This window comes from Cloacibacillus sp. (assembly GCF_020860125.1).
Lineage (GTDB): Bacteria > Synergistota > Synergistia > Synergistales > Synergistaceae > Cloacibacillus.
This window is the reverse complement of record NZ_JAJBUX010000070.1, coordinates 1-21,755: the sequence shown is the minus strand read 5'-3', so window position 1 is coordinate 21,755 and position 21,755 is coordinate 1. Positions and strand designations below refer to the sequence as shown.

The window sequence follows — 21,755 nt, the reverse complement described above, 5'->3', positions numbered from 1 at the left end:
GGCCGCGCCTATTTCGCGTATTCCACGGCGCGGGTCTCCCTTATCAGGGTGACCTTTATCTGCCCGGGATATCTGAGCTCTTCCTCGATCTTACGCGCGATGTCGTATGCAAGCTTCTGCATCTCGCCGTCGTCGGTGACGGTGGGAGCCACCGCCACGCGCACTTCGCGTCCCGCCTGGATCGCGAAAGCCTTGCTGACGCCCGAGAAGGTCTTGGCGACCTCTTCGAGTTTTTCAAGGCGTTTCACGTAGGCGTCGAGACTTTCGCGGCGCGCGCCGGGACGTGAGGCGGAGACGGCGTCAGCCGCCGCTACGAGTACGGCGTAGATCGTCAGAGGTTCTTCGTCTTCGTGGTGCGAGGCTATCGCGTTCACGATGTCTGGGCTTTCACCGTAGCGTTTTGCCAGGTCGGCTCCGATCTTCGCGTGCGTACCCTCTATCTGGTGGTCAACGGCCTTGCCTATATCATGTAAAAGCCCTGCTCTGCGGGCCTTCAATTCATCGAGTCCCAGCTCCGCCGCCATCACGCCCGAAAGATGCGCCACTTCAAGGCTGTGGGCGAGGGCGTTCTGTCCGTAGCTGGTGCGGTAACGCAGTTGTCCGATTATTTTTGCCAGTTCACCATGCATGTTTTTGATACCCGTTTCGAGAAGCGCCTCTTCGGCAGTCTCTAGGATCTGAACCTGAACGTCCTTCTCCGCCCGCTCTATTATTTCCTCTATGCGGGCCGGATGGATCCTGCCGTCGACGACCAGTCTCTCGAGCGAGAGGCGGGCCACTTCGCGGCGCACGGGATCAAAGCTGCTAAGAGTGACGGCCTCCGGGGTGTCGTCGACGATGAGGTCGACGCCGGTGAGTGTTTCAAAAGTCCTGATGTTGCGGCCCTCGCGTCCGATGATACGGCCTTTCATCTCATCGGAGGGGAGGCTGACGACGCTGACGACCACGTCGGATGCGAATTCGACGCTGCAGCGCTGGATGGCGGTCGCGATGACCTCCTGCGCTTTGCGGTCCGCTTCGCGCTTCGCGCGCTCTTCAAGCTCTTTGAGACGCAGCCCGATCAGATGGTTCGCATCGGACTCCACCTCGGCGAGAAGCTGCTCGCGCGCCTCTTCACGCGTCAGCTGGGCGATCTGTTCCAGCTTAGCGATAAGTTCCAGTTCCTGCGCGGAGAGCCTGTTCAGCTTTTCCTGCACATGTTCGTTGCGGTTCTTAAGTTCCTCTTCCTTGCGGCTGATATTCTCGATCTTTTTGTCGAGATTTTCTTCCTTCTGTTCCAGACGGCGCTCAGAGCGCTGAATTTCCCCGCGGCGCTCTTTCGTGTCGCGGTCAAGCTCCTGTCTCAGCCGGTGTATCTCTTCTTTGCCCTCGGCGAGAATGTCGCGCTTCGCAATTTCGGCCTTTTTAGTGGCCTCCTGTATAATGCGCTCGGATTCCGAAAGGGCTTCTCTGAATTTTTTTTCTTCGCTTTTTTTGTGATATGTAAAACCTACCAGGGCGCCTACGGCGAGTCCGGTGATTATACATAGTACAAGTACAGCTGTGGTAAATTCCATTTTCCTTTCACCTCATTATTCTTTTGTCATGGTCCATGTTATGTTTTGTTTGTCAGACGTAAAATTGTATCAGATAAAATCAATAATGAATTTTATGCCAACGTCTGGTATTGTACATAAAAAACGTCTCTTTCACAAGAGGTCGGTTCAAAGACCTATAGCTCTTCCGTGAAATCTCCCGCGCGGGACACAGGCGCTACCGTTCTAAACACCGGCAATTGCTGAGCGCGGCGGTGACTTTCCTGAAATCTATCGGCTTGACAATATACTCGTCGATACCGGCCTCCCGCGCCAAGCGGAGGTCCTCCTCAAAGGCGTTGGCGGAGAGGGCGATGATCGGCGTCCTTTTCCTTCCGTCCGTCTCCAGCGCACGGATGCGGCATGAGGCTTCGAGGCCGTCCATCACCGGCATACGGATGTCCATCAGGATACAGCCGTAGTAACCTTCCGGCGCTTCGGCATATTTATTGACGGCCGCCGCTCCGTTCTCCGCCGTATCGACAAGCGCTCCCTTGAAATTCAGGAAGGATTTAGCGATCTCCATATTTATTTCGTTGTCTTCGGCGATAAGAATCCTCATACCGCGGAGATCCTCGGCGGCGGGAGCGGCTCCGGAGGGCTGTTCTTCCGCTCCGCAAGTAAGCGCCTCACCGCCGGCTGCCAACACTGGCAGCATGACCTCAAAGCGGCTCATCTCACCCTTTTTACTGCGGACGGAGACAGCGCCGTCCATCAGCTTCACCAGGCTGTAGACGATGGCAAGGCCGAGTCCCGTACCCTCGAGGTTCCTCGCCCCGCCGGATTTTTCCTGCTCAAAGGGCAGGAAGAGCCTGTCCATAAATTCCTCCGAAATGCCGCAGCCGGTATCGGTCACAGAGAATAACAGTTTCGTATATTTGCCGTCTCGTCCGCTTTCCTTCACCGACAGCGTAACCTCCCCGCCGTGCGGCGTGAATTTAACGGCATTCGTCAGCAGATTAAGCAGTACCTGGTGTATCTTCGTCACATCGCCGTCGTAGGAGCCACGCACATTTTCCAGCCCCGTACAGCGGTAGGTGATGTTTTTATCCGCCGCCTGCGTTTCAATAAGCTGCCAAAGGCCGCCGAATAATTCCTCAAGTTTAAAGGGCCCGATATCAAGGCGGATCTTACCGCTCTCTATCTTCGACATACAGAGGATATCGTTTATCAGCGAAAGCAGATATTTCGACGACTGATCTATCTTCTCAAAGCAGTTTTTTACCGCCGCCCTGTCGTCGATACGCATCTGGCCAAGCGAGCTCATGCCGATTATCGCGTTCAGCGGCGTACGTATGTCGTGGGATACTCGTGAAAGGAAGTCCGACTTGGCCTCGCTGGCCGCCTTCGCGGATTCCAGGGCGTCGCGCAGCAGGCTCTCCTGCCGCAGCTTCTCCGACTTCTGCGCATCCAGCACTTTGATGACGCCGATCCCCATCAAATCCTCGCCTACCGGATTATCGACGTGGATGAAGGTAAAGGAGACCCAGTGATATTTACCGTCGTCGCCGAGCTGACGCAGCTCCATGCCTACCTCGTCACAGCCGCTGGAGACCGTCTCCATGAGATCACGCTGCGCGAATTTTTCGCGGAATTCCGCCCGGTCGTCGGGGTGCAGCGTCTCTATGATATGGTCGAAGAGCTCTCCGTAGGTAATATCCAACGGAAGTCTGCGGATATAGCCTTCATCGACTGTGAGGGTACACATTCCCTTCGTCAGGTTCATCGTTGAAATGACATTGTTGCTGACCATCAGCGCGCCGCTGAGCAGTCTGTTTTCAAGCAGCTGTCTGTTTTCCTTCTCTATTTGGATCTGCCTCTCCGAGGTGACGTCGATTATGATCGCCTGGATGGTTTCCTCCTCATACTCGTTACGCAGAGACTGCAGGCGGACCGATACCCACCTTTTTTTGCCGTCAGCTGTTGGGAAGCATATTTCAAACTGGCGCGGGCCGTCGCCGACGAGGGAGTCCGCCAGCCCTGGCAGGGCAATGATTTTTTCACGGAGCGAGCGAAGATAGGAGGTGGTGCCTTCACCGCCGCCGGCAGCCTCAAATATCCTTCCCGCCTGCTGGTTCGCGGAGAGGATGTCGAACGGCTCGCGGCGGCGCAGCTGGATGATGCCGCAGGGCACGCTTTGGTACAGCTGCTGCAGCTGGATAGCCTGGCGGTTCAGCGCGCGGCTGACATCCTGTATCTCCCGCGACTGTTTCTCAAAGGCATCCTGAAGAATCTGGTACTGCTCCTTTCCGTAGGTCTCGGGAAAGAGTTCGTCCTCTTCAAGCGCGTCATAGGCGATGGAATGGTGGATATGCGCAATCTTCAGCGAACCGTCGGCCTTTCGGCGGTAGACTATCGTACAGCGCTGATATGAGCTGAGAACAAATCCGTCCTCCTGGCGGCTGTTGAACTCGCTGAACCCCTCGCATATATAGTGGCCCTCACACAGCTTGCAGTATTCATATCGCTGGTTTTCAAGGATAACTGGAAAGGAGTCGTCCCAGTGATCAAGAAACCACCTGCTGACCGCTTCGCGCCCCTCCGCCTTCTGCTTTCTGCCTCCGCCGATCCAGACAACGTCGTCGTCAAGGTATGAGAGGAGAAAATACAGGTCGTTTTCGGTAAAGTAACGATTCAATATCTCCCTTGTAAGGCCGATTACATCTTCTCTTTCGTCGGTCATCTTATCGATATGGCGCGCCCATAGCTGCGGCGTCCATCTCTCCTTTCTCCGGCGGCTCTGCCGGCCGGCGCGAATCCCTTACTCCCGGAGGCGCGGTATCGGGAATTTTTATTTACGAGGCCGCCAGTCCATTCCAATGTTAGCGTATATAGTATATTTCTCTGGCTGTTAAGCTTTTTCTCAATGTTTTTATGATATCCAGATAGCCACCGTATGTCAATTGACTGGAAAATCAGTACATTGAGGAGTAACACACAATACCGGAATAAAAGGGAAAAGACAGAGGGGCCGCCACACACGGCGGCGTCACGAAAAAGGTAAACGCCGCCGTGTCCAGGTTGACCGGCTGCGGCTTACGAAAAGCCGCCGCCGTGACTCTGGACTGGGTATGCGGGCGTAATCTGCCCTTATCTGCGGCGTTATCTATAATAGTGCGCGGCTGGAAGTTTTTTTACAAACAAAATCGAAAATTTTTTTGTAATTTTCCACAATCTCTTATGAGGCTGATAGCCGCCATTTTGTTTCATAGCAGGCAGCAGCGCGCGGAGAGACAGACTTTTATAATTATTTTTTACTTTCCGTGAATTCTTTTCAAGTATTTTTATTTCAGGAGAGTTCCTCGGCACGCATAGCGTCGATCTTTTTGCGCATGGCGCAGGGCAGCGCCTCCAGCCCCTCTTTTTCGAGAAATTCCCGCGCGTCGTTCCGCGCGGTCTCCGCGAGAAGATAGTCTTTTTGCAGATCGGCGACCCGGAAGCGGGCGAGGCCATGCTGCGCCGTGCCGGTGATTTCTCCCGCGCCCCGCAGCTCGAGGTCGGCCTTCGCGATCTCAAAACCGTCGTTGGTGGAGGCGAATATCCGCAGCCGTTCGCTGTCTTCCGGCAAAAGTGAGAGCAGCACGCAGAGGCCGCGCCGCGCCCCGCGCCCGACCCGGCCCCGCAGCTGGTGCAGTTGGGAGAGGCCGTAGCGTTCGGGAGATTCGATGACGATCACGGTCGCCTCCGGCACGTCCACCCCAACTTCAAGGACGGTGGTGCCGACAAGCAGCTGCGAGAGGCCGGAACGAAAGCCGGCGATCGCCGCCTCTTTATCAGCGCTTTCCATCTGCCCGTGTATCAGGGACATCTTCACAGGCGGGAGTTTTTTCTCAAGCCACTCAAAGCGTTTTACCGCCGCGGGCAGCTCTGAGCCGCCGTCCTCCTCGACGCGCGGGCAGATCCAGTAGACCCGGCCTCCCGAGATGATCTCTGCGGCGATGAAACGCAGCAGCTTCGCCAGCTGGTCTTTGCCTATTATCCGCGTCTCAACAGGCGCGCGTCCCGCCGGTTTATCCTCGATCACCGAGATGTCGAGGTCGCCGTACAGCGTAAGGGCCATCGTCCGCGGTATCGGGGTGGCGCTCATCATGATCAGGTGCGGTTTTACGCCGTTTTTAAGCAGCCGCGCGCGCTGGTGCACGCCGAATCGCTGCTGTTCATCGATGATCACCGCGCCGAGGTTTTTAAATTTGATTTCGTCGGAGAGCAGCGCCTGAGTGCCGGTGACGACGCCAAGGGAGCCGTCGGCCGCGCCGCTCAGCACCGCGCGGCGCTTCCGCGCCGGCAGCTGCGACTTTATCAGCGCGCATCCGACGCCAAGCGGGGCAAGATATTTGACCGTCTGCGCGTGTAACTGCTCCGCGAGCACCTCCGTGGGGGCCAGCACCGCGCACTGCGCGCCGCTGTCACAGAGGCCGGCGGCGAAGGCGATGGCGACAAGGGTCTTGCCGGAGCCGACATCCCCCTGAATAAGACGCGATATAGGACGCCCCGACGCGCCGTCGGCGAATATTTCGTCGATTACGCGTCTCTGCGAGGCGGTCAGAGAAAATGGAAGCGAGGCGGTCATCGCCTCAAAGAGCGCCCCTCTTTTTAGGAGTACGGCAGAACTTTCCGCGCGCTCTTTTCGCGAGGCGGCGAGAATGAGCTGGAGGGTGAAGAGCTCGCCATAGGCGAAACGCCGGCGCGCCTCCTTCCAGCTCTCGGGCGATTCCGGCATGTGCATCTCATATATCGCCCGCGATATGGGCATAAGGGCGTTTTTTTCAATCAGACACGCGGGCAGTACTTCCTCCGCCTGATCGTGATATTGTTCCACGAGAGAGCGGGCGACGCCGCGGAACCACTTCTGCGGAAGCCCCTCTGTGGAGGGATATACCGGCACGATGCCTGCGAAGGAGCTCTTTTTGCCCTCCTCTTTCACAACTTCGAACTCCGGCTCCGTTATCTCAAATACGGAGGACCTCAGTGAGGGCGTTCCGTATAACGCCACCGTCGTATCTTTCGCGAGGGTCTTCTCAAGTCCCCTGCGATTGAACCATACGGCGTCAAGAAAACCGCTACCGTCCGAGAGGCGGCAGGTTATCAGACGCCGTCCGCGGCCGGGAAGCGGGCGTACCTCTACGCCGCAGACTGAGGCATAGACGACCGCCGGAGCTCCGGGCACAAGCTCCGCTATCTTTTTTACGCTCCTGCGGTCCTCGTAGCGGCGCGGGAAGAGGCAGAGCATATCCTCCACAGTCCGCAGGCCGAACTTCTCAAGCAGCGCGCTTCTGCGCGGACCGACGCCTTTAATAGCCGAGAGCGACAGGGAGGGGTTCTTTTCCGCTGTTTTTTTATCCAAACGGCTCACATCTCAATAGGCCCGGGCGAACAAAAAGAGGCCGGGCACATCATATAATTGTCGACATGGACTCTGATATGTTCCATAATGTTTTTAGTCTCGCAGAGCTCCCGCAGACAAAGTAAAAAACACTGCCCCCGGCAAAAGCCTGTCAGGGATATGCGCCGGGACGGCAGGGACGGCCTCTTTGCGGAGGGTATTGTCTTAGGCGCCCTTATTGGAGCCGATCAGATCCCGCGGGTCGACACCAAGGATACCGCAGGCCGCCTCAAAATCTTTAGGGTCTGACTTCACCTCAGGTTCGGAGTGAAGCTCCTCAGGCTCCTCTTCAGGCTGAGGCTTTTCCATTCCCTCAAGGACGCTGTCCACCGCTCCCGACAGTTGGGAGGAACCCAGCGCCTGGTTGAGCTGGGTATCGAATTTCGCGAGAATGCCGCGGAATTCCTGCGCGTACATGTCGCGGATGTTGCGTATCTGCTCGACCCCCGCGCGCAGACGGTCGGCCTCGGCGGCGGCCTCGCGGCACATCTCCTCGGCCTGTTCACGCGCGTCGGAGAGTATCTTGTTCGCCTGCTCGCGCGCGCTCTTCACGCGCTCGTCGGCGCTCTTCTGCGCCATGAGCAGCGCCTCGTGGAGCACGTCTTTCATGCGTTCGTATTCGTCAAGGCTCTCCTGCTTCGCCGCGAGCTCACGCTCAAGTTCTTTGTTCTTCTGGTTGTAGCTCTGCAGGGTCTCCGCCACGTGATCGAGAAATTCGTCGACCTCGGCGGCATCGTAGCCGCGAAGGCTCTTTTTGAATGACTGGTTCACAACATCAAGCGAGGTCAAGTGTTCGGACATTTTTTCTGCTCCTTTCCTTTATGAAAACAATTATGAGAAATACCCGCGGCGCGCAGCCGACGGTTTCTATCCGTAATTTCGCGGGCCGAAGATCGCGCTTCCCACACGGACTATCGTGCTGCCCTCTTCAATAGCGGTCATGAAATCACCGCTCATACCCATAGAGAGCTCCGGCAGCGGCAGCCCCGTGGCACGGCGCAGATCCTCGCGCAGTTCCCGCAGGCCGCCGAATATTTCGCGCAGGACTCGTTCGTCCTCCGTGTCTAAAGCGACGGTCATCAGCCCCTCCACCGATAGGAGCTGGCAGTCCGTCATCATCTCTTCAAGCAGGCGCTCCGTTTCTTCGGGAGCGACGCCGCTCTTTGCCGCTTCGCGCGACATGTTCACCTCTATATATACGGGGAATCTGCGCGGCCTGCCCTCGGAGATGACGCGGTTTATCCCCACGGCGGTCTCCAGCGAGTCTATGCTCTCGATGAGGTCAAAGCTCTCAAGCGCGCGTCTTATCTTGTTACGCTGCAGGTGGCCGATCATGTGCCATGGACAGCTCTCCATTCCCACAGGCCAGACGGCGCGCTTGTTTACGGCCTCCTGCACCTTGTTTTCCCCGATGAGGTCAAGGTGCGGTGCCGCCTCCGTCATCATTTCAACGGGGTGGTATTTCGTGACGCCCATGAGTTTTATCTCAGAGAGCGCACGTCCGCTCTTTTTCGCGGCCAGCGCCATATCAGACCTTATCTTCGCAATATTATCCGCAATGTTCATTACCATAGCTGAATCCTTCCTTCGCGGGCGGAGGCGGCGTCTTCTACGACCGCGTCTCCCACAGTTATACCCTTTGTCACGAGAAATTTATCATTGGCAAGTTTCCGCCCCTCCACGGGAATGAAGACGACGCGCGCTCCGCGCACCATATATATGCCCGTGCGTCCGCCCTTTTCAAGTATAGCGCTCTGCGGCACGAGAGCCCCCTCCGTCTGCCCCGCGTCTATTATCAGGGTGTAGTTGCGGGAGAGTGCCAGCTCGGGAGGAAACCACGGCATCGTCAGATAGAATTTAATCAGATTACCGGCCTTCTGCGTGACGCGGATCTTTGCCGTAGAGACGGTGTCCTCACTGTCGATGCGCACACGCAGCTTTTTACGCCTTATCTGCTCTTCGACGTCGCCCCGCATGGGCATATAGCCGATGAAGCGCAGCTCCTGCGGCTGTTCGATGATCTTACCGACGATCTGTCCTCTCATCGCGGCGGTGTTGTCGGAGAGGAACTGCAGCTTGTACGGCTTAGAAAATTCTTTCTGTTCGGAGGGCCATATCGAAGAGTAGCGCCACGTCGATTCCTGGCCGTCTTTTCCGGCGACAAAGTAGCCCTGCTGGTATGCCTTCACCTCACGGCCGCCGACACGCGCGACGACCGCGCCGCGGGCCACGCGCACCGGTCCCCTGCCAAGCGGGTAGGTGAGCGTTCCCGCCGCCGGGGAGAGCAGGACGTTTTCTTTCCAGAGAAGCAGCCCCTTGACCTTTATTATCTGGTTGTCTATCCCCGGGACCGCCCAGGTTATCTCCGGGTGGAGGTACTCATAGCGGTCAAAGTAAGACTTGAAAGCCCATATCCAGAGCACAATGATCGCGGCGACGCCAAGCCAGTAGGCAACGCGAAAGCTTCTCTTTTTTCCCTCCGGCGTGTAGCGTCTGACCATTCCGCGCTCCCTATTTAAGGCCGAAGAGTCCCGGTACCTCTATGAGGTCGGAGCACACGCGCCACGCCCCCGCGGCGGAGAGTCCCTCTTCGTCGAAGTTGCCCGTTGTCATGCCCACGCCGCGCACCGCGGCGGCGGCGGCGGTCCGCATATCGATGTCCGTGTCTCCCACGTAGACGGCCTCCCCCGCGGCGACGCCAAGCTTGCCGACTGCTTTGAAGAGGGCCTCGGGGTCGGGCTTCGCGTTCGTCACATCCTCAAGTCCGACGATGACGTCCATATAGGGCGTGAGTTCCGTCGCGTCCAGCACGCGGCGGGCAAAGCGCCGGTTGGATACGACACCTGTCTTTATCCCCGCGCCGCGAAGCTTTTCAAGCGCCGCGACGGTGTTCGGGAAGAGGCGGATACCTGTCTGCTCCACACCGCGGAACTCATTGCGGTAGTAGCTGAGCCACTCATCCTTAAAATCTCCCCAGTAAAGGCGCCAGCAGTCCTCTATCGGCAGTCCGATCCCCGCGAGGACCACCTCGCGCGATATCTCCTTGAGCCCAAACTTCCGCGCCAGCAGATTCGAACAGTGGTGTATCGCGTAGCTGCTGTCCGCCAGTGTCATATCAAAATCAAAAATAACGGCCTTTGTCTCATTCTTCATTACTCTTCAACTCCCATTACAAACCCCTTCAGGTAATCCGTCTCCGGCACGCCGAGCAGCGCCGGATGGTCCTGGGGCTGATGTATCTCATGCACGATGCGGCAGACCGCGCCGGCATCCCGCGCCGCGTCGTTCAGCGTGTCAAGCAGCATGTCACGCGTGAAGGCGTGGCTGCACGACATAAACACAAGGTGTCCGCCCACCTCCAGCCTGCGGAAGCCGCGCACCGCTAGCTCCTTGTATCCGCGCCGCGCGGAATCCAGCTGCCCGCGCGCCGGCGAGAAGGGCGGCGGGTCCATTATCACAATGTCGTAACGCGCGCGGTCGGCGTCGATCTCGCGCATTATATCAAAGGCGTTACCGCAGCGGAACGTTACTTTATCGCAGGGCAGGCCGTTCAGGGCGATATTTTCTTTCGCGCACTCAAGCGCGGACTGCAACTGGTCTATCGCCGTGACCTCCGCCGCGCCTTTGCCAAGGGCGTGGAGAGTAAAGTGCCCCTGGTATGAAAAACAGTCAAGCACTTTCGCATCTTTGTAAAGCGGGTCAAGCAGCGCAGGGACACGGCGAACGTCAAGATAGGCGCCGGTCTTCTGTCCACCGGCGATGTCAACGAGCTCATAAGTTTCGCCGATCTTCACCTTGATCGGTTCCGCCGGCATTTCGCCGAGCAGCGGCTTTATCTCGCGCGGTATCCCCTCTTTTTCAAGATGTTTGGTATCGTTGCGCAGGATGACGGCGGAGAGTTTCTTCACCTTGCGGAATATCTTCGCCACCTCGTCGGCGTGGCGGTACCACCCCATCACCGAGAGCTGCAGGGAGAGGACGTCTCCATAGAGGTCGGCGGTGATGCCGGGAAGCCGGTCGCCCTCGCCGTGTACCCAGCGAAAGGACTCTTCGCCGGCGCACCAGCATTTGCGCACCGCGAGCGCACGCTCGACGCGGCTGCGCAGCAGCTCCATCTGGTCAGGCTCATGGCTGCCAAATGAGAGTACTCGGATACAGAGCGCCCCCTCGCTCCAAAGGCCCCAGCCAAGCACCATCCCCCTTTTGTCGGTGAAGGCGATAATGTCGCCGGGGGCACAGACGGGAGCCTGGATCAGGTTGCCGCGAAAGAGCCACGGATGGCGCGACTTTACGCGTTCGACGCCGTTATCGTTCAGGACGGCGCGGCGCAGCGCTCTTTTTATTGATGTCATAATAAACCTTCCTCCGTTCGCCGCAGCGAACATAGTAAATTTTCCCGCGAGGGAAGATTGCCGGTGCGTTTATCCCTCTCTATCACGGCGAACGCATCGTGGTTATGTATACTCTCATGGCTCGTCACAGAGACCCGGTACCAGACCACACGCTCGTCGGCCTGCATCGCGAGAGCGAGCTCCCGCACTGAATCCTCGACAAAACGTGGATTCTCGTAGGCGCGCTCCGTAACATACTTTTCATCCTCACGCTTGAGCAGGCTGTATATCGGTGCCGAGGCGCAGTCGTCGGCCATCTGAACAAACTCCTCAAGCCAGACGAAACCGGCGAGGCGCACCTCCATCACCGCGTGCGCGCGCTGGTTGTGAGCTCCAAATTGGGAGATCTCCTTTGAGCAGGGACAGAGAGTCTGGATCGGAGAGGTGACCGTCGTCACAAGGTCAAAATCATCGCCGCGGAGCGCCGCATCAAAGCGGACATCGCAGCGCAGCCGCCCCTTAGCGCCGCTGACCGGCGCGGCCTTCGTGATGAAATAGGGGAAATCGAATACGGCGTGCGCGTCGCGGGCCTTCAGCCGTTCCTTGAGAGTCACCAGCAGCCCCTCCATATTATGAAAGGTGACGCGCTTCTCCTGCGCCCCGAGGACCTCTACAAAGCGGCTCATGTGCGTGCCGCGGTAGTCCTGCGGCAGCGAGACCGAGAGGCTCACCTGGGCGACCATCTCCTGCGTTCCGTTCGTGCGGTCAGGCACCGAGATCGGCCACGAGATGTCGCGGATACCGACCCGGTCGATCACCATATTCCTGTTGTCGGTCTCGTTCTGTACGTCACGCATCTTTTACATCCTCGCGGCGGCAGATGACGGAAGAGCTCTCCGTCTCCCACAGCCGTATCTCATGTAGCCGGCAGTTGGCGCGCGAAAGCGGCCCGTCAAGCGCGCGGAAAATCCAGACCGCGATATATTCCGCGGTAGGCTGCGGCAGGATATCGTTTATATAGGCATGGTCAAGCTTAGAGAGCACAAGCTCGTTAACGGCCTTTTTGAGGTCTACAAAGTCAAAGATCATCCCCTCGGCGTCAGGCTCTCCCTCAAGCGTCACCCGCAGATGGTAGGTGTGGCCGTGAAGACGCTCACACTTTCCATGATAATGTATAAGATTATGTGCTGCATCAAATTTAAAATCACGGCACAGTAACATTCCTATTCCTCCTAAGTTTATTTTTACGCGACTTTATTCTACCACGTAGCCGCGACACTGTTTACCCGTAAAAATTCCGCGTAAACGACAGCGGACCGACGGCGCGGCGCATTCTTTATGGAAAGAATGGCTTCAAATACAGATTGTATCACCTGAATGTCCCGCATTAGCCTATTCACCATAAAAATAATATAATAGAGCCGTTAAAGATTAATATAATTGGGGGAAACCACGATGACCGGTAAAAAAGTAATGACGATATTGCTTGGAAGCCCGCGTAAAGAGGGCAACAGCGAACAGCTTGCCGATTCTCTCGTGAAGGGAGCGGAGGAGAGAGGCTACGAAGTGCGCAAGGTGCGCCTCGCCGGTAAAAAGCTGAACGGCTGCCTTGACTGCCGCAAATGCTGGAGCAGCGGCTCTCCATGTATACAGCAGGACGACATGGCCCCGGTATATGAAGACATCACGGCGGCGGAGGTCCTCGTCTTCGCGTCGCCGCTCTACTACTATTCCTGGAGCGCGCAGATAAAGCCGGTATGGGACCGGCTGCTGCCATTTTTCGCGGCGGACGCCAAAACCAATCTTAAGGACAAGCGGGCGGTACTGCTGGCAACGGCGGGCGACACGGAGATAAGCTGCTTCGACGGACTGAAAGCCTCTTTCCGCCTCGCCTGTAACTTCGCGAACTGGAACATCGCGGGCATGATCTGCGCGCCAGATATGTACCCCAAGACGGACATGGCAGAAAAGGGGCGCAAATATCTCTTCGAGGCCTATGAACTGGGAAAAAATTTATAGATGAAGAACATACTAGTGACCGGCGGGGCGGGCTTCATCGGCTCGCACACCTCTGTCGCCCTGCTTGAGGCGGGATATTCCGTCGTCATCGCCGACGACTTCTCCAACAGTAAACCGCGGACATTGGAGCACATAAAGGAGATAACGGGACGCGGCTTCGTCTTCTGTGAGGCGGACGTCACCGACCGCGCCGCGGTCACGCGGATATTTGACGAAAATAAGATAGACGGCGTCATCCACTTTGCGGGCTTCAAAGCGGTCGGAGAATCGGTCGAAAAGCCGCTCGCCTATTACTACAACAATCTAGTGAGCACCATCGAGCTGGCAAAGGCCTGCGTGATGCGCGGCGTGAAAAATTTCGTCTTTTCCTCATCGGCCACAGTCTACGGCGACAACAAAGCGCCGTTCGTGGAGACGATGCCGCTGATGCCCGCGACGAACCCCTACGGGGAGACGAAAGTCATAAGCGAAAAGATCCTCTCAGACACCGCCGCCGCCAACCCGGGATTCTCCGTGGCCCTGCTGCGCTACTTCAATCCCATTGGCGCGCATGAGAGCGGGCTCATCGGCGAGGCGCCGAACGGCATTCCCAACAACCTGATGCCTTACATCACAAAGGTCGCGAAGGGCGAGCTGAAGGAGCTGCGCGTATTCGGCGACGACTACGATACCGTGGACGGCACCGGCGTCCGCGACTACATACACGTGATGGACCTTGCCGAGGGACATACCGCGGCGCTGAAAAAAATGGGCGGCGGCGTCTCCGTCTATAACCTCGGAACCGGCCGCGGCACCTCGGTGCTCGAGCTGGTCACCGCCTTCGAGCGCGTCAACGGCATCAAAATCCCCTACAAAATAACGCCGCGCCGCGTGGGAGACATCGCCACCTGCTACGCGGAGACGAAAAAAGCCGAGCAGGAGCTTGACTGGAAGGCCCACCGCTCGGTGGAGGATATGTGCAGGGACTCGTGGAGGTTTGAAAGAGGGCAGGTCTAAAGAGTTATTTCTCTCCTCACAGTAAGCCAGTGGTCCAAATTATCTTGGCCAGAATAATACAACAGCAATCCGCCGTTTTCCGCAAAAACGGCGGATGCTTTATAAAGACTCTTTTTACAAAAATTTGATTCCCCAGGCTCAAGGTGTTTACCTGAAATATTCCACAATATCCCCCCGTCGTTGCTTGAGGCAAACAATATTCCTCTGTTGGACTTATAATTTCCAACATGCTGATAACAAAGTGCCATTAATAATTCTTCCTTGCCCTTCTTAATGACATCAAGATGCCACGGCTCCGTACCCTCGGGCATCCCCCTTAACATCGAAGACATGAATCCATACCACTGGTACAGGTCTTTGCTCTGTGCGCGTACCACAGAAAAGCTGCCACCGCTTCCCTGTACATACCACATTAAATATTCTCCAGCCAACTTGACCACAGTGGGGGACATCAGTACCGCCAAATCCTTACGGTGGTGGTGTTCCTCCATAATCACCAAAGGTACGCTCCAGCAGACTCCGTCAGAGCTGTGCATGACAAGCAGCCGCACATCCGCGCCGTTTCCCTTATACTCAGTCCGGCGGTAGATCATGTGGACAATACCGTCTTCATAAAACAGGGTCGGGTCTGAATTGTAGCCAACCCAATCGAAGGGGGCATCGACAAGCGGGGATTTCCCGCCGCATGGTATCTCCCACGAGATGCCGTCATGGCTAACTAAAAATTCAGGATTTTCAAAATATTCTATTCCTCTTGGCAGAGGCGTCAGAGTCATAACATACTTCCAGCCAAACTCACCAAAACCGCCTGGAATAAAGAGTACGTCCGGGTGGACAGTCTCGCCAAAACCCGACGTACATGAAAGGTCAAGGATTTGAGTATCTTTTTTTAAATCATCGGCCTTAACGTCAAAATTCACCGTCCGATATTCCTTCTCTGCGCAGCGGCGCTGATTATCGTTCCACATCATCTTTATATATTTCGAAAATATGGCTGGGATTAGATTAGGATATTTTACAGCCATCTGCATCCACAGCCGGATAATTTCGCGTTTTATCTTATACAATTTACAACCTCGCTCCGTCGGACGCCAACTCCGCATATACTTCCAAAGTCTGTTTGGCTATGGCATTTAAATCAAATATCGCGGCACTTTTTTTTGCCTCTTTTGATAGCGTCGGTAATCTGTCGGGAGCATCCAGCACCGCTCCAAGTTTCTCGGCCAATTCTTCCGTTCTGCCAGGAGAAAAAAGCATGCCGTTTACACCGTCTATCACGATCTCCGGCGATCCGCCAATGTTCGTGGCTAACGCAGGGAGTCCGCAAGCCATAGCTTCCAACAATATAACGCTAAACCCCTCCGGTAACTCTGACGGCGAAACAAACAGATCGGCGGCCCAAAACCATTCTCTGATATTGGACACATACCCCGGCAGCATCACATTATTGTCAAGGGAACACTCTTTGATCAAATCCTCGATCTTATTGCGATACGGTCCGTCCCCTAAAAGCCACAGCCGCATATCCTCACGATTTTTATAATGATCCAGAAACAGGGCATAAGCCTTAATAAGACTTTCAAAACCTTTGCCCTCGTCAAACCGGCCGCCGGCTACAACCACCTTTGCAGTTGGCGGTACTGAATATCTTTCTCTGACAGATTCGCGCACTTGTGGAAACGCCTTGTAGTACGATAGGTCTATCGGGTTGTATATGACCCTCGTTTTCGCTAATTGACATCCCTGCGCCTGCATGTGTTTAGCGACAGCCCTTGAACACGGCACTACCATATCTGCATTCCAGTAATATTTCATCTTCGCGTGCTTATCAACCGTTGACACCACAGGGATATTTTTAAGTTTGCCCCACCAGCCGCCTACCATAGCAGCGGAAGATAATCTTGTGTGAATTATGTCGGGACGGACTTTATCGATAGCGGAGGCAACACCAAAAGCCGTACAGGGGAGAGCCGGTAAAAGCGGTTTGTATTCAATTGTAGCCAAGCCACTGTCTTGCAGATATTTAGAGAGCGTACCACCGGGACGGCAGACAACAGTGCTTTCCACACCAAGTTCTTTCAATTTGCAAAGCAGCGATCTCCAGGATTCGCACCAAGTAAGGTTGTTTTCATCTACATAATGCAGGACACGCATCATTCAACGTTCCTTTCCCTGACACTGCATCCGCAAAACCTCTTCATAAATTTCTTCATCTTCATCGGCCATTTTTTTCAGGGTGGGAACCCTTGAAGATGAAATATTCAGCGTTACAGCCCTGGTGCAAAGAAAATTATTTATCGCACGGCGCCATTCTTCTATATCGCCTGGTTTCAGCAGACCGTCTCGCGTTCCCGCCATCTCCGCGACCGGTTCTATATCAGAGGCCAGTACGGGAATGCCGATCTGCACCGCCCGCGCAAGTGTGAGAGGCATACCTTCAATATATGAGGGGAAAAGAAGGCAGGATGAATCGGCCATAAATTCATCAGCTCTGTCGGAATAGCCATGGAATGTCACCTTTTTACTAAGCCCTAATTCTTTAACAAGCCCCTCAAGCTCCGGACGCATAGGTCCGTCGCCAAGTACATCCAAAGTCCAACTTTTATCCGACGGCAATGCTTTCAGCACATCTTGCATCCCCTTAACAGAAGAGAGCCGTCCGACAAAGAGAAATTTTACGAAGTCTTTGGGATTGTCATCATTCCAATGAACTTTGGGCTCATCAAGGCCATTCAATACGATCTGCGTATTTTCATAAAAACAGTCTTTCATGCCGTCGCGGACCGCTTCGCTGACGCATATGACACGAGCCGCTTCACGGTAGGGAGAGTAAATCCATCTTGATTTATTACCAAAGTCCACATGCGCTGTCACAACGTATGGGATACCGGCCATTTTAGAAACCCACCGCGCGATCCAGGCGGGAACTCTGGAATGGGCGTGGATCAGCTGATACTTTCCATCATTCGCAAATTTCGCTATTTTTCGCGCGCAAAACCAGCCCGTTAGTGGATTTTTTTTATGCACGGGCAAACAAAGGTGGCTGACCTTCTGCGAGAGCTGACACTGCATTTTTCCGCCAGCGGATATCACAACAATATCATGTCCGCGTTCTGCAAGCTCATTTGCGAGGTCAATGACATGCCTTTCAACACCGCCGATATCAAGTTCCGGTAAAACCTCTATAATCCTCATTTCGAACCACCACTGATTTTCTTTATTAATATATGCGGAACCGTCCAAATATGCGCACGGAAGATATTATCTGCGATCTGCCTTTTCAGGCGTTTAACACAATCAGAGGAATGAAGGTGCGTATATGATGGAGAAGACAGATCATTAAGCATCATCCTAATCAGCGCGTTATCGTCTTCGCAATATGGAGTGAGTCTAAGATAGCGCCAATACAGGTCATCGACAAAAGGACGGGTACAGGTTACCCAAGGTTTAGCCGCGCCTCCGGCCATATGCCAGATTGAACCGTAAAGGTCATCTTCCCCTACTCCCTCTGAATTGATGTGATTAAATTTTTCATCTATAAGCAGTTTGTCATTCGCAAAAATATAGTTCAGACAATCCTGATCGGCAAGGGTTATGCACTTCTTATATTCTGCATAGAAGTCCGCTACAGATTTTAAGAAGTCATATTCATCCCTAAGTTTTTTTAAATTCAGCAACAGTACGCCGGCGTTAAAATACTCGCCGCGCGCCACGCCAAGTAACTCCCAAGCTTTATTAAGACGCCAAGGTATAGGAATCCCATTGAGGAAATCTAAAGACCAAACATCCCTCACCGCGGCAACCGCATAACCGCCGAGCTGTATTCCCCACAGTTCAGAAATATCCATATTAACGACTATATCGCAATCAAGGTAAATAATTTTATCCGCAGCTACAATATCAGGAAGCAACAAGCGGAAGAGTGTACCGCGAGCGCCGTCTATGGTAAGTTTACTTACGTCTATGCTCTTTTCATCAAGCATATTTTCCACATTGATAAAATTGATTTTCTGTTTATAGAATTGGGTAAGCGATCTTAGTTTTTCTCTGTTAGTTGGCGTAAGAGTATCATCATGTATAATATGAATACAGACATTACCATTGGTATTTGCAAAAATCGACGCCATCGTTACCGCCGCATGGCGAGAATAGGTTCCCTTCGGGTCACAAAAGGCTAGAGCTACCTGAATTTCATGGTCTTCATACATTTATTATAACCAACTCTCTTTTAACTAGTCATTTAAGTAATGACGATACTTGCTATAATAAACATTAGGAAGAAAGAAAACAACACAGGCCCGCAGAAAAACCTCCGGTTTATACAAGAAAGACCTATAGCTGTTAAGAAGCACGTCTTTTACACTCTGAGATCTGCGCATACTATCAAATTTATCTCTATCATTTTTCATAGCGCAAACCGAGAGCATCCGGAGATATGCCTGCGGCAAAATCATATATTCGGCAAGCGTGTACAGCGTTTTATTTTTCGTATATTTTTTAATATATTCGGCCTCTCTAAAATGCGCCTCCGTATGATGTAAATAACGCTCTATTTTTTTTTCGTTATTTTTTATCTCTTTTCGTGACCCCATGTTATCGTGTTGAACGTAAATATATAGACAATCTTTTACAAAAGAAACTTTTTTACTGCGACACAGTACTTTTATAATGAACTCTATATCTTCACCTGCCGTACACCCTTCTTCATAAAACAAATTATTTTCAAGAAGAAAATCTTTACGAAACAAAGTAGCCCAATGGGAAACCTCTATTTTATTCAAAATACGCCCTTTTATGAGGTCAATATCGCTTATATTTGCAGGAACTGTTAATGGATGTTCTTCCTTTGTCCCTCTTTTTATTTCAATAGTTCTATATCCACAGGAAACCATGTCACTATTATTTTTTGATATTGTTTCATACAGCACAGAAACAAAATTAGTTTCGACCATATCATCTCCATCCACAAAGATAACATAGTCCCCCTTTGCCGTTTTTAACCCTGTATTCCTAGCTGCGGATACTCCTTTATTTTTATTGTGATTTATAATATGGATATTGCATTTGACATTAGTACTCACAATCTCTTCCATACACATTAGCGAGCTATCAGTTGAAGCATCGTTAACTAAAATAATTTCCAACTCACCATAATCCTGTTTTAGCAGTGAGTCAATCATAAATTTTACTCTATCTACAAGGTTATAGACCGGTACGACTATACTAATCAACGGATGCATCACTATACCTCTTTAACTTATTTAAAGTTTATGTACCACTCTGATCGATATCTCTTTGAACAACAATCGGTTAATTATATCTAAACAAATCTTTTATTGCATATTTAAAGAAATAAAATCCCTTTACCCCTAATAATTTTACTACAAGTTTATAAAAAAACCGTCTGTGAAAAGTTCTGCTGTACTTAATTATATATTCACGCTCGAGAATCTTCGATATCAGCTCTTCGTCATACTTCCCATTTCGCTTGATCCCGGAAAACAACCACCAATAAATTGAAGAAGCACTAACTTTCAAGGCATTTACATATTCCTTCGAAAATCCTTTAGTCAATGAAAACTGTACAAGCGAATCAAATACCTTTATTTTGTCAAAGTAATTCTTCCACGTTATTGTTGACATAACAGATCCAGGTCTTATTCTATAAACATACACATGCAATGGTAAATAAAGAACTTTTCTAGCATATGCAAATATTCTCGGAGTCCACTCATCATCTTCATGGACAATACCTTCATAAAAGAATATCCTATGTGTGGTTACGAGTTCCCTTAAAACAATTTTTGTCCAAACCAAATGACGAAAATAAGATTGCTTTACCCAAGCAGCATAAATTTCCTGTCCACTACCTTTAGAAATAGAAGGCATTTCTTGCTTATCTTTTATCATCTCATCTGCGCTTACAAATTCGTAAAAATCATATTCAACAATGTCTACGTTTTCATTGACAGAAAGAAAAGTGATCAGTTTGTCTAAAGAATCCGGGACTAGGTAATCATCGCTGTCCACAAACATAAGATACTTTCCTCTTGCTGCATTTATCCCTATATTTCTAGCGTATGATAGCCCTTTGTTACTTTGATTTATAACACGGAAGACACAGTGACGGCTATCGTACTGCTCTAAAATATCTGTAGTTCTGTCCTGGGAGCCATCGTTTATAACAATGACTTCTACTAAACATGCAGACTCTACCGTCAAACTATAAAAAATTGAATCTAAACATTCTTTGATATATAGTTCAACATTATAGGCAGGGATTATTATGCTTAGAAGAACGGTTTGCCTATTCGTCATAATATACCTCTAGTTTTCTTTTTACAAATAAAGGAGAAATCAGCATTGAAACCATAGACCAAAATGGTATAAGATATTCGCGGCTTACAAAAAAGAATGCTTCGGTAAGCCCAGCTACTGCGGAAGCCAATATCATCAAAGAAACAACATAGGGTATTGAACAGGGCTTTGTTTTCGTAAAAATATACCGTAATGCAAGCAGGAAAAAGATAAGTAAAGCAGCGCAATATAAAATAGCAGCAGGAATACCAGCATGAAAAGCCGCTTCCAAGTAACTTGAATGAGGATGATGTTTTTTTATCACTGCAAAATCATCATAGCTTACCCATCCGTACCCTCCCAACTTACGCTTAGAGATAAGGGATATAGCCTCTACCCATATTTCTCCCCTTCTTGATGTAAATGCTTCAAAATCGCTGCATATGTACATAGACCTCGCTATATTATTTCTCACAGTAAAACTTACATGATATGAATATGTGAAAGCAGTGGTAATAAGAATAATAATTGTAACCAACAATTTTTTATGATTCAACAAGTTAGCGTTAAAACAATAATATGAAAGCGGCACAGCGATAATAATTTGAGCAATGACAGCTAACCATATTGTACGGTAATATGTCACAAAAATCGCAGTTAACGACAAAAACAACGCAATTATATAGAATATTCTGCGATGCCGGTCAGTGTTTTTCGAGCATATTGCGTAAAAGATCCAAGGCAACAAAGATGATAAGATGAGACCCGCTAAAGCGGCGTGCATACCGAATACCCAATCATCCCGAATTGCTGAAAAAGACAGAAGAAGGCGTCTTGTAAAGGCAAATAAAGAAATAAATATTGCACTTATTATAGAAAAAGAACATAGATTTTTTGTAAAAAAATCATCTTTTGCAAAAATCATCACACCTACACAATACAAAAATACTTCAATCGGGCGGGCCATCCCAAGTATTCGTTCCCCAAACGGCTCAACACTAAAGAATAAGGGTATCAGCGTAACCCATAAAAATAAAGCTATTAATATTAGCCCGCCTATTCTCGCAAGTCCTTTCCAATAGCGCATCACATCAACTTTTCGTTGTGATTTGTTTAGTAGCAATATAGCAAGCAAAAACAACCCCCGTCTATATC

General features: G+C 51.9%; 19 protein-coding genes. 2 read left to right on the top strand and 17 right to left on the bottom strand.

The genetic code is table 11. The features are described from left to right. Positions 1-8 precede the first annotated feature (8 nt). The 10 genes from rny to queD all read right to left on the bottom strand — a co-directional run bounded on the left by rny (position 9) and on the right by queD (position 12,509). Positions 9-1,556 (bottom strand): ribonuclease Y, encoded by a 1,548-nt coding sequence (gene rny, locus LIO98_RS08880; protein ID WP_291955711.1) that lies wholly within the window; start codon positions 1,554-1,556, stop codon positions 9-11. A gap of 196 nt (positions 1,557-1,752) precedes the next feature. Next, positions 1,753-4,257 carry an ATP-binding protein gene (locus tag LIO98_RS08875; protein ID WP_291955707.1) on the bottom strand — a complete coding sequence of 835 codons (2,505 nt, stop codon included), beginning with the start codon at positions 4,255-4,257 and terminating at the stop codon, positions 1,753-1,755. Between the two features lie 606 nt (positions 4,258-4,863). Continuing rightward, a complete protein-coding gene (gene recG, locus LIO98_RS08870) occupies positions 4,864-6,918 on the bottom strand; it encodes an ATP-dependent DNA helicase RecG (RefSeq protein WP_291955703.1) in 2,055 nt (684 codons plus the stop codon). 204 nt (positions 6,919-7,122) lie between these two features. Beyond that, positions 7,123-7,758, bottom strand: a complete 636-nt coding sequence (locus LIO98_RS08865; protein WP_291955701.1) for a DivIVA domain-containing protein — start codon at positions 7,756-7,758, stop codon at positions 7,123-7,125. Between the two features lie 66 nt (positions 7,759-7,824). Next, positions 7,825-8,529 (bottom strand): YggS family pyridoxal phosphate-dependent enzyme, encoded by a 705-nt coding sequence (locus LIO98_RS08860; RefSeq protein ID WP_291955698.1) that lies wholly within the window; start codon positions 8,527-8,529, stop codon positions 7,825-7,827. Then, positions 8,523-9,458 (bottom strand): efflux RND transporter periplasmic adaptor subunit, encoded by a 936-nt coding sequence (locus tag LIO98_RS08855; protein WP_291955695.1) that lies wholly within the window; start codon positions 9,456-9,458, stop codon positions 8,523-8,525. Before LIO98_RS08855 ends, LIO98_RS08860 begins: the two co-directional genes overlap by 7 nt. A 10-nt stretch (positions 9,459-9,468) precedes the next feature. Next, positions 9,469-10,110: an HAD-IA family hydrolase gene (locus LIO98_RS08850; protein WP_291955691.1), complete on the bottom strand. Its 642-nt coding sequence runs from the start codon at positions 10,108-10,110 to the stop codon at positions 9,469-9,471. Further along, on the bottom strand, positions 10,110-11,309 hold the full coding sequence (locus LIO98_RS08845; protein ID WP_291955688.1) for a class I SAM-dependent rRNA methyltransferase: 1,200 nt from the start codon (positions 11,307-11,309) through the stop codon (positions 10,110-10,112). The genes LIO98_RS08850 and LIO98_RS08845 overlap by 1 nt, the downstream gene beginning before the upstream one ends. After that, entirely contained in the window at positions 11,306-12,145 is an 840-nt protein-coding gene (gene folE2 / locus LIO98_RS08840; protein ID WP_291955685.1) for a GTP cyclohydrolase FolE2, read from the bottom strand. The genes LIO98_RS08845 and folE2 overlap by 4 nt, the downstream gene beginning before the upstream one ends. Further along, positions 12,138-12,509, bottom strand: a complete 372-nt coding sequence (gene queD, locus LIO98_RS08835; RefSeq protein ID WP_066746910.1) for a 6-carboxytetrahydropterin synthase QueD — start codon at positions 12,507-12,509, stop codon at positions 12,138-12,140. The genes folE2 and queD overlap by 8 nt, the downstream gene beginning before the upstream one ends. 234 nt (positions 12,510-12,743) lie before the next feature. On the opposite strand from queD, the gene LIO98_RS08830 reads away from it, so the two are divergent. Both LIO98_RS08830 and galE read left to right on the top strand, forming a co-directional pair. Continuing rightward, positions 12,744-13,307 carry a flavodoxin family protein gene (locus LIO98_RS08830; protein WP_291955680.1) on the top strand — a complete coding sequence of 188 codons (564 nt, stop codon included), beginning with the start codon at positions 12,744-12,746 and terminating at the stop codon, positions 13,305-13,307. Beyond that, positions 13,308-14,303 carry a UDP-glucose 4-epimerase GalE gene (gene galE / locus LIO98_RS08825; RefSeq protein WP_291955677.1) on the top strand — a complete coding sequence of 332 codons (996 nt, stop codon included), beginning with the start codon at positions 13,308-13,310 and terminating at the stop codon, positions 14,301-14,303. On the opposite strand, the gene LIO98_RS08820 is transcribed toward galE, so the two are convergent. The 7 genes from LIO98_RS08820 to LIO98_RS08790 form a co-directional block, all read right to left on the bottom strand. After that, the gene (locus tag LIO98_RS08820) at positions 14,300-15,370 is read right to left on the bottom strand and encodes a hypothetical protein (protein WP_291955673.1); all 1,071 of its coding nucleotides are present in this window, start codon (positions 15,368-15,370) and stop codon (positions 14,300-14,302) included. The two genes, galE and LIO98_RS08820, sit on opposite strands and share 4 nt — an antisense overlap. 1 nt (position 15,371) lies before the next feature. Next, positions 15,372-16,460: a glycosyltransferase family 4 protein gene (locus LIO98_RS08815; protein WP_291955670.1), complete on the bottom strand. Its 1,089-nt coding sequence runs from the start codon at positions 16,458-16,460 to the stop codon at positions 15,372-15,374. Continuing rightward, positions 16,461-17,546, bottom strand: a complete 1,086-nt coding sequence (locus LIO98_RS08810) for a glycosyltransferase family 4 protein (RefSeq protein ID WP_291955666.1) — start codon at positions 17,544-17,546, stop codon at positions 16,461-16,463. It abuts the gene before it with no gap. Then, on the bottom strand, positions 17,495-18,511 hold the full coding sequence (locus tag LIO98_RS08805; protein WP_291955662.1) for a glycosyltransferase family 8 protein: 1,017 nt from the start codon (positions 18,509-18,511) through the stop codon (positions 17,495-17,497). Before LIO98_RS08805 ends, LIO98_RS08810 begins: the two co-directional genes overlap by 52 nt. Before the next feature lie 24 nt (positions 18,512-18,535). Then, positions 18,536-19,543: a glycosyltransferase gene (locus LIO98_RS08800; protein ID WP_291955659.1), complete on the bottom strand. Its 1,008-nt coding sequence runs from the start codon at positions 19,541-19,543 to the stop codon at positions 18,536-18,538. Between the two features lie 70 nt (positions 19,544-19,613). Then, positions 19,614-20,621, bottom strand: coding sequence for a glycosyltransferase (locus LIO98_RS08795; protein ID WP_291955654.1), 1,008 nt, complete (start codon positions 20,619-20,621; stop codon positions 19,614-19,616). Next, positions 20,611-21,755: O-antigen ligase family protein (locus tag LIO98_RS08790; protein WP_291955651.1), on the bottom strand; the 1,145-nt coding region annotated here is incomplete at its 5' end. The genes LIO98_RS08790 and LIO98_RS08795, both read right to left, overlap by 11 nt.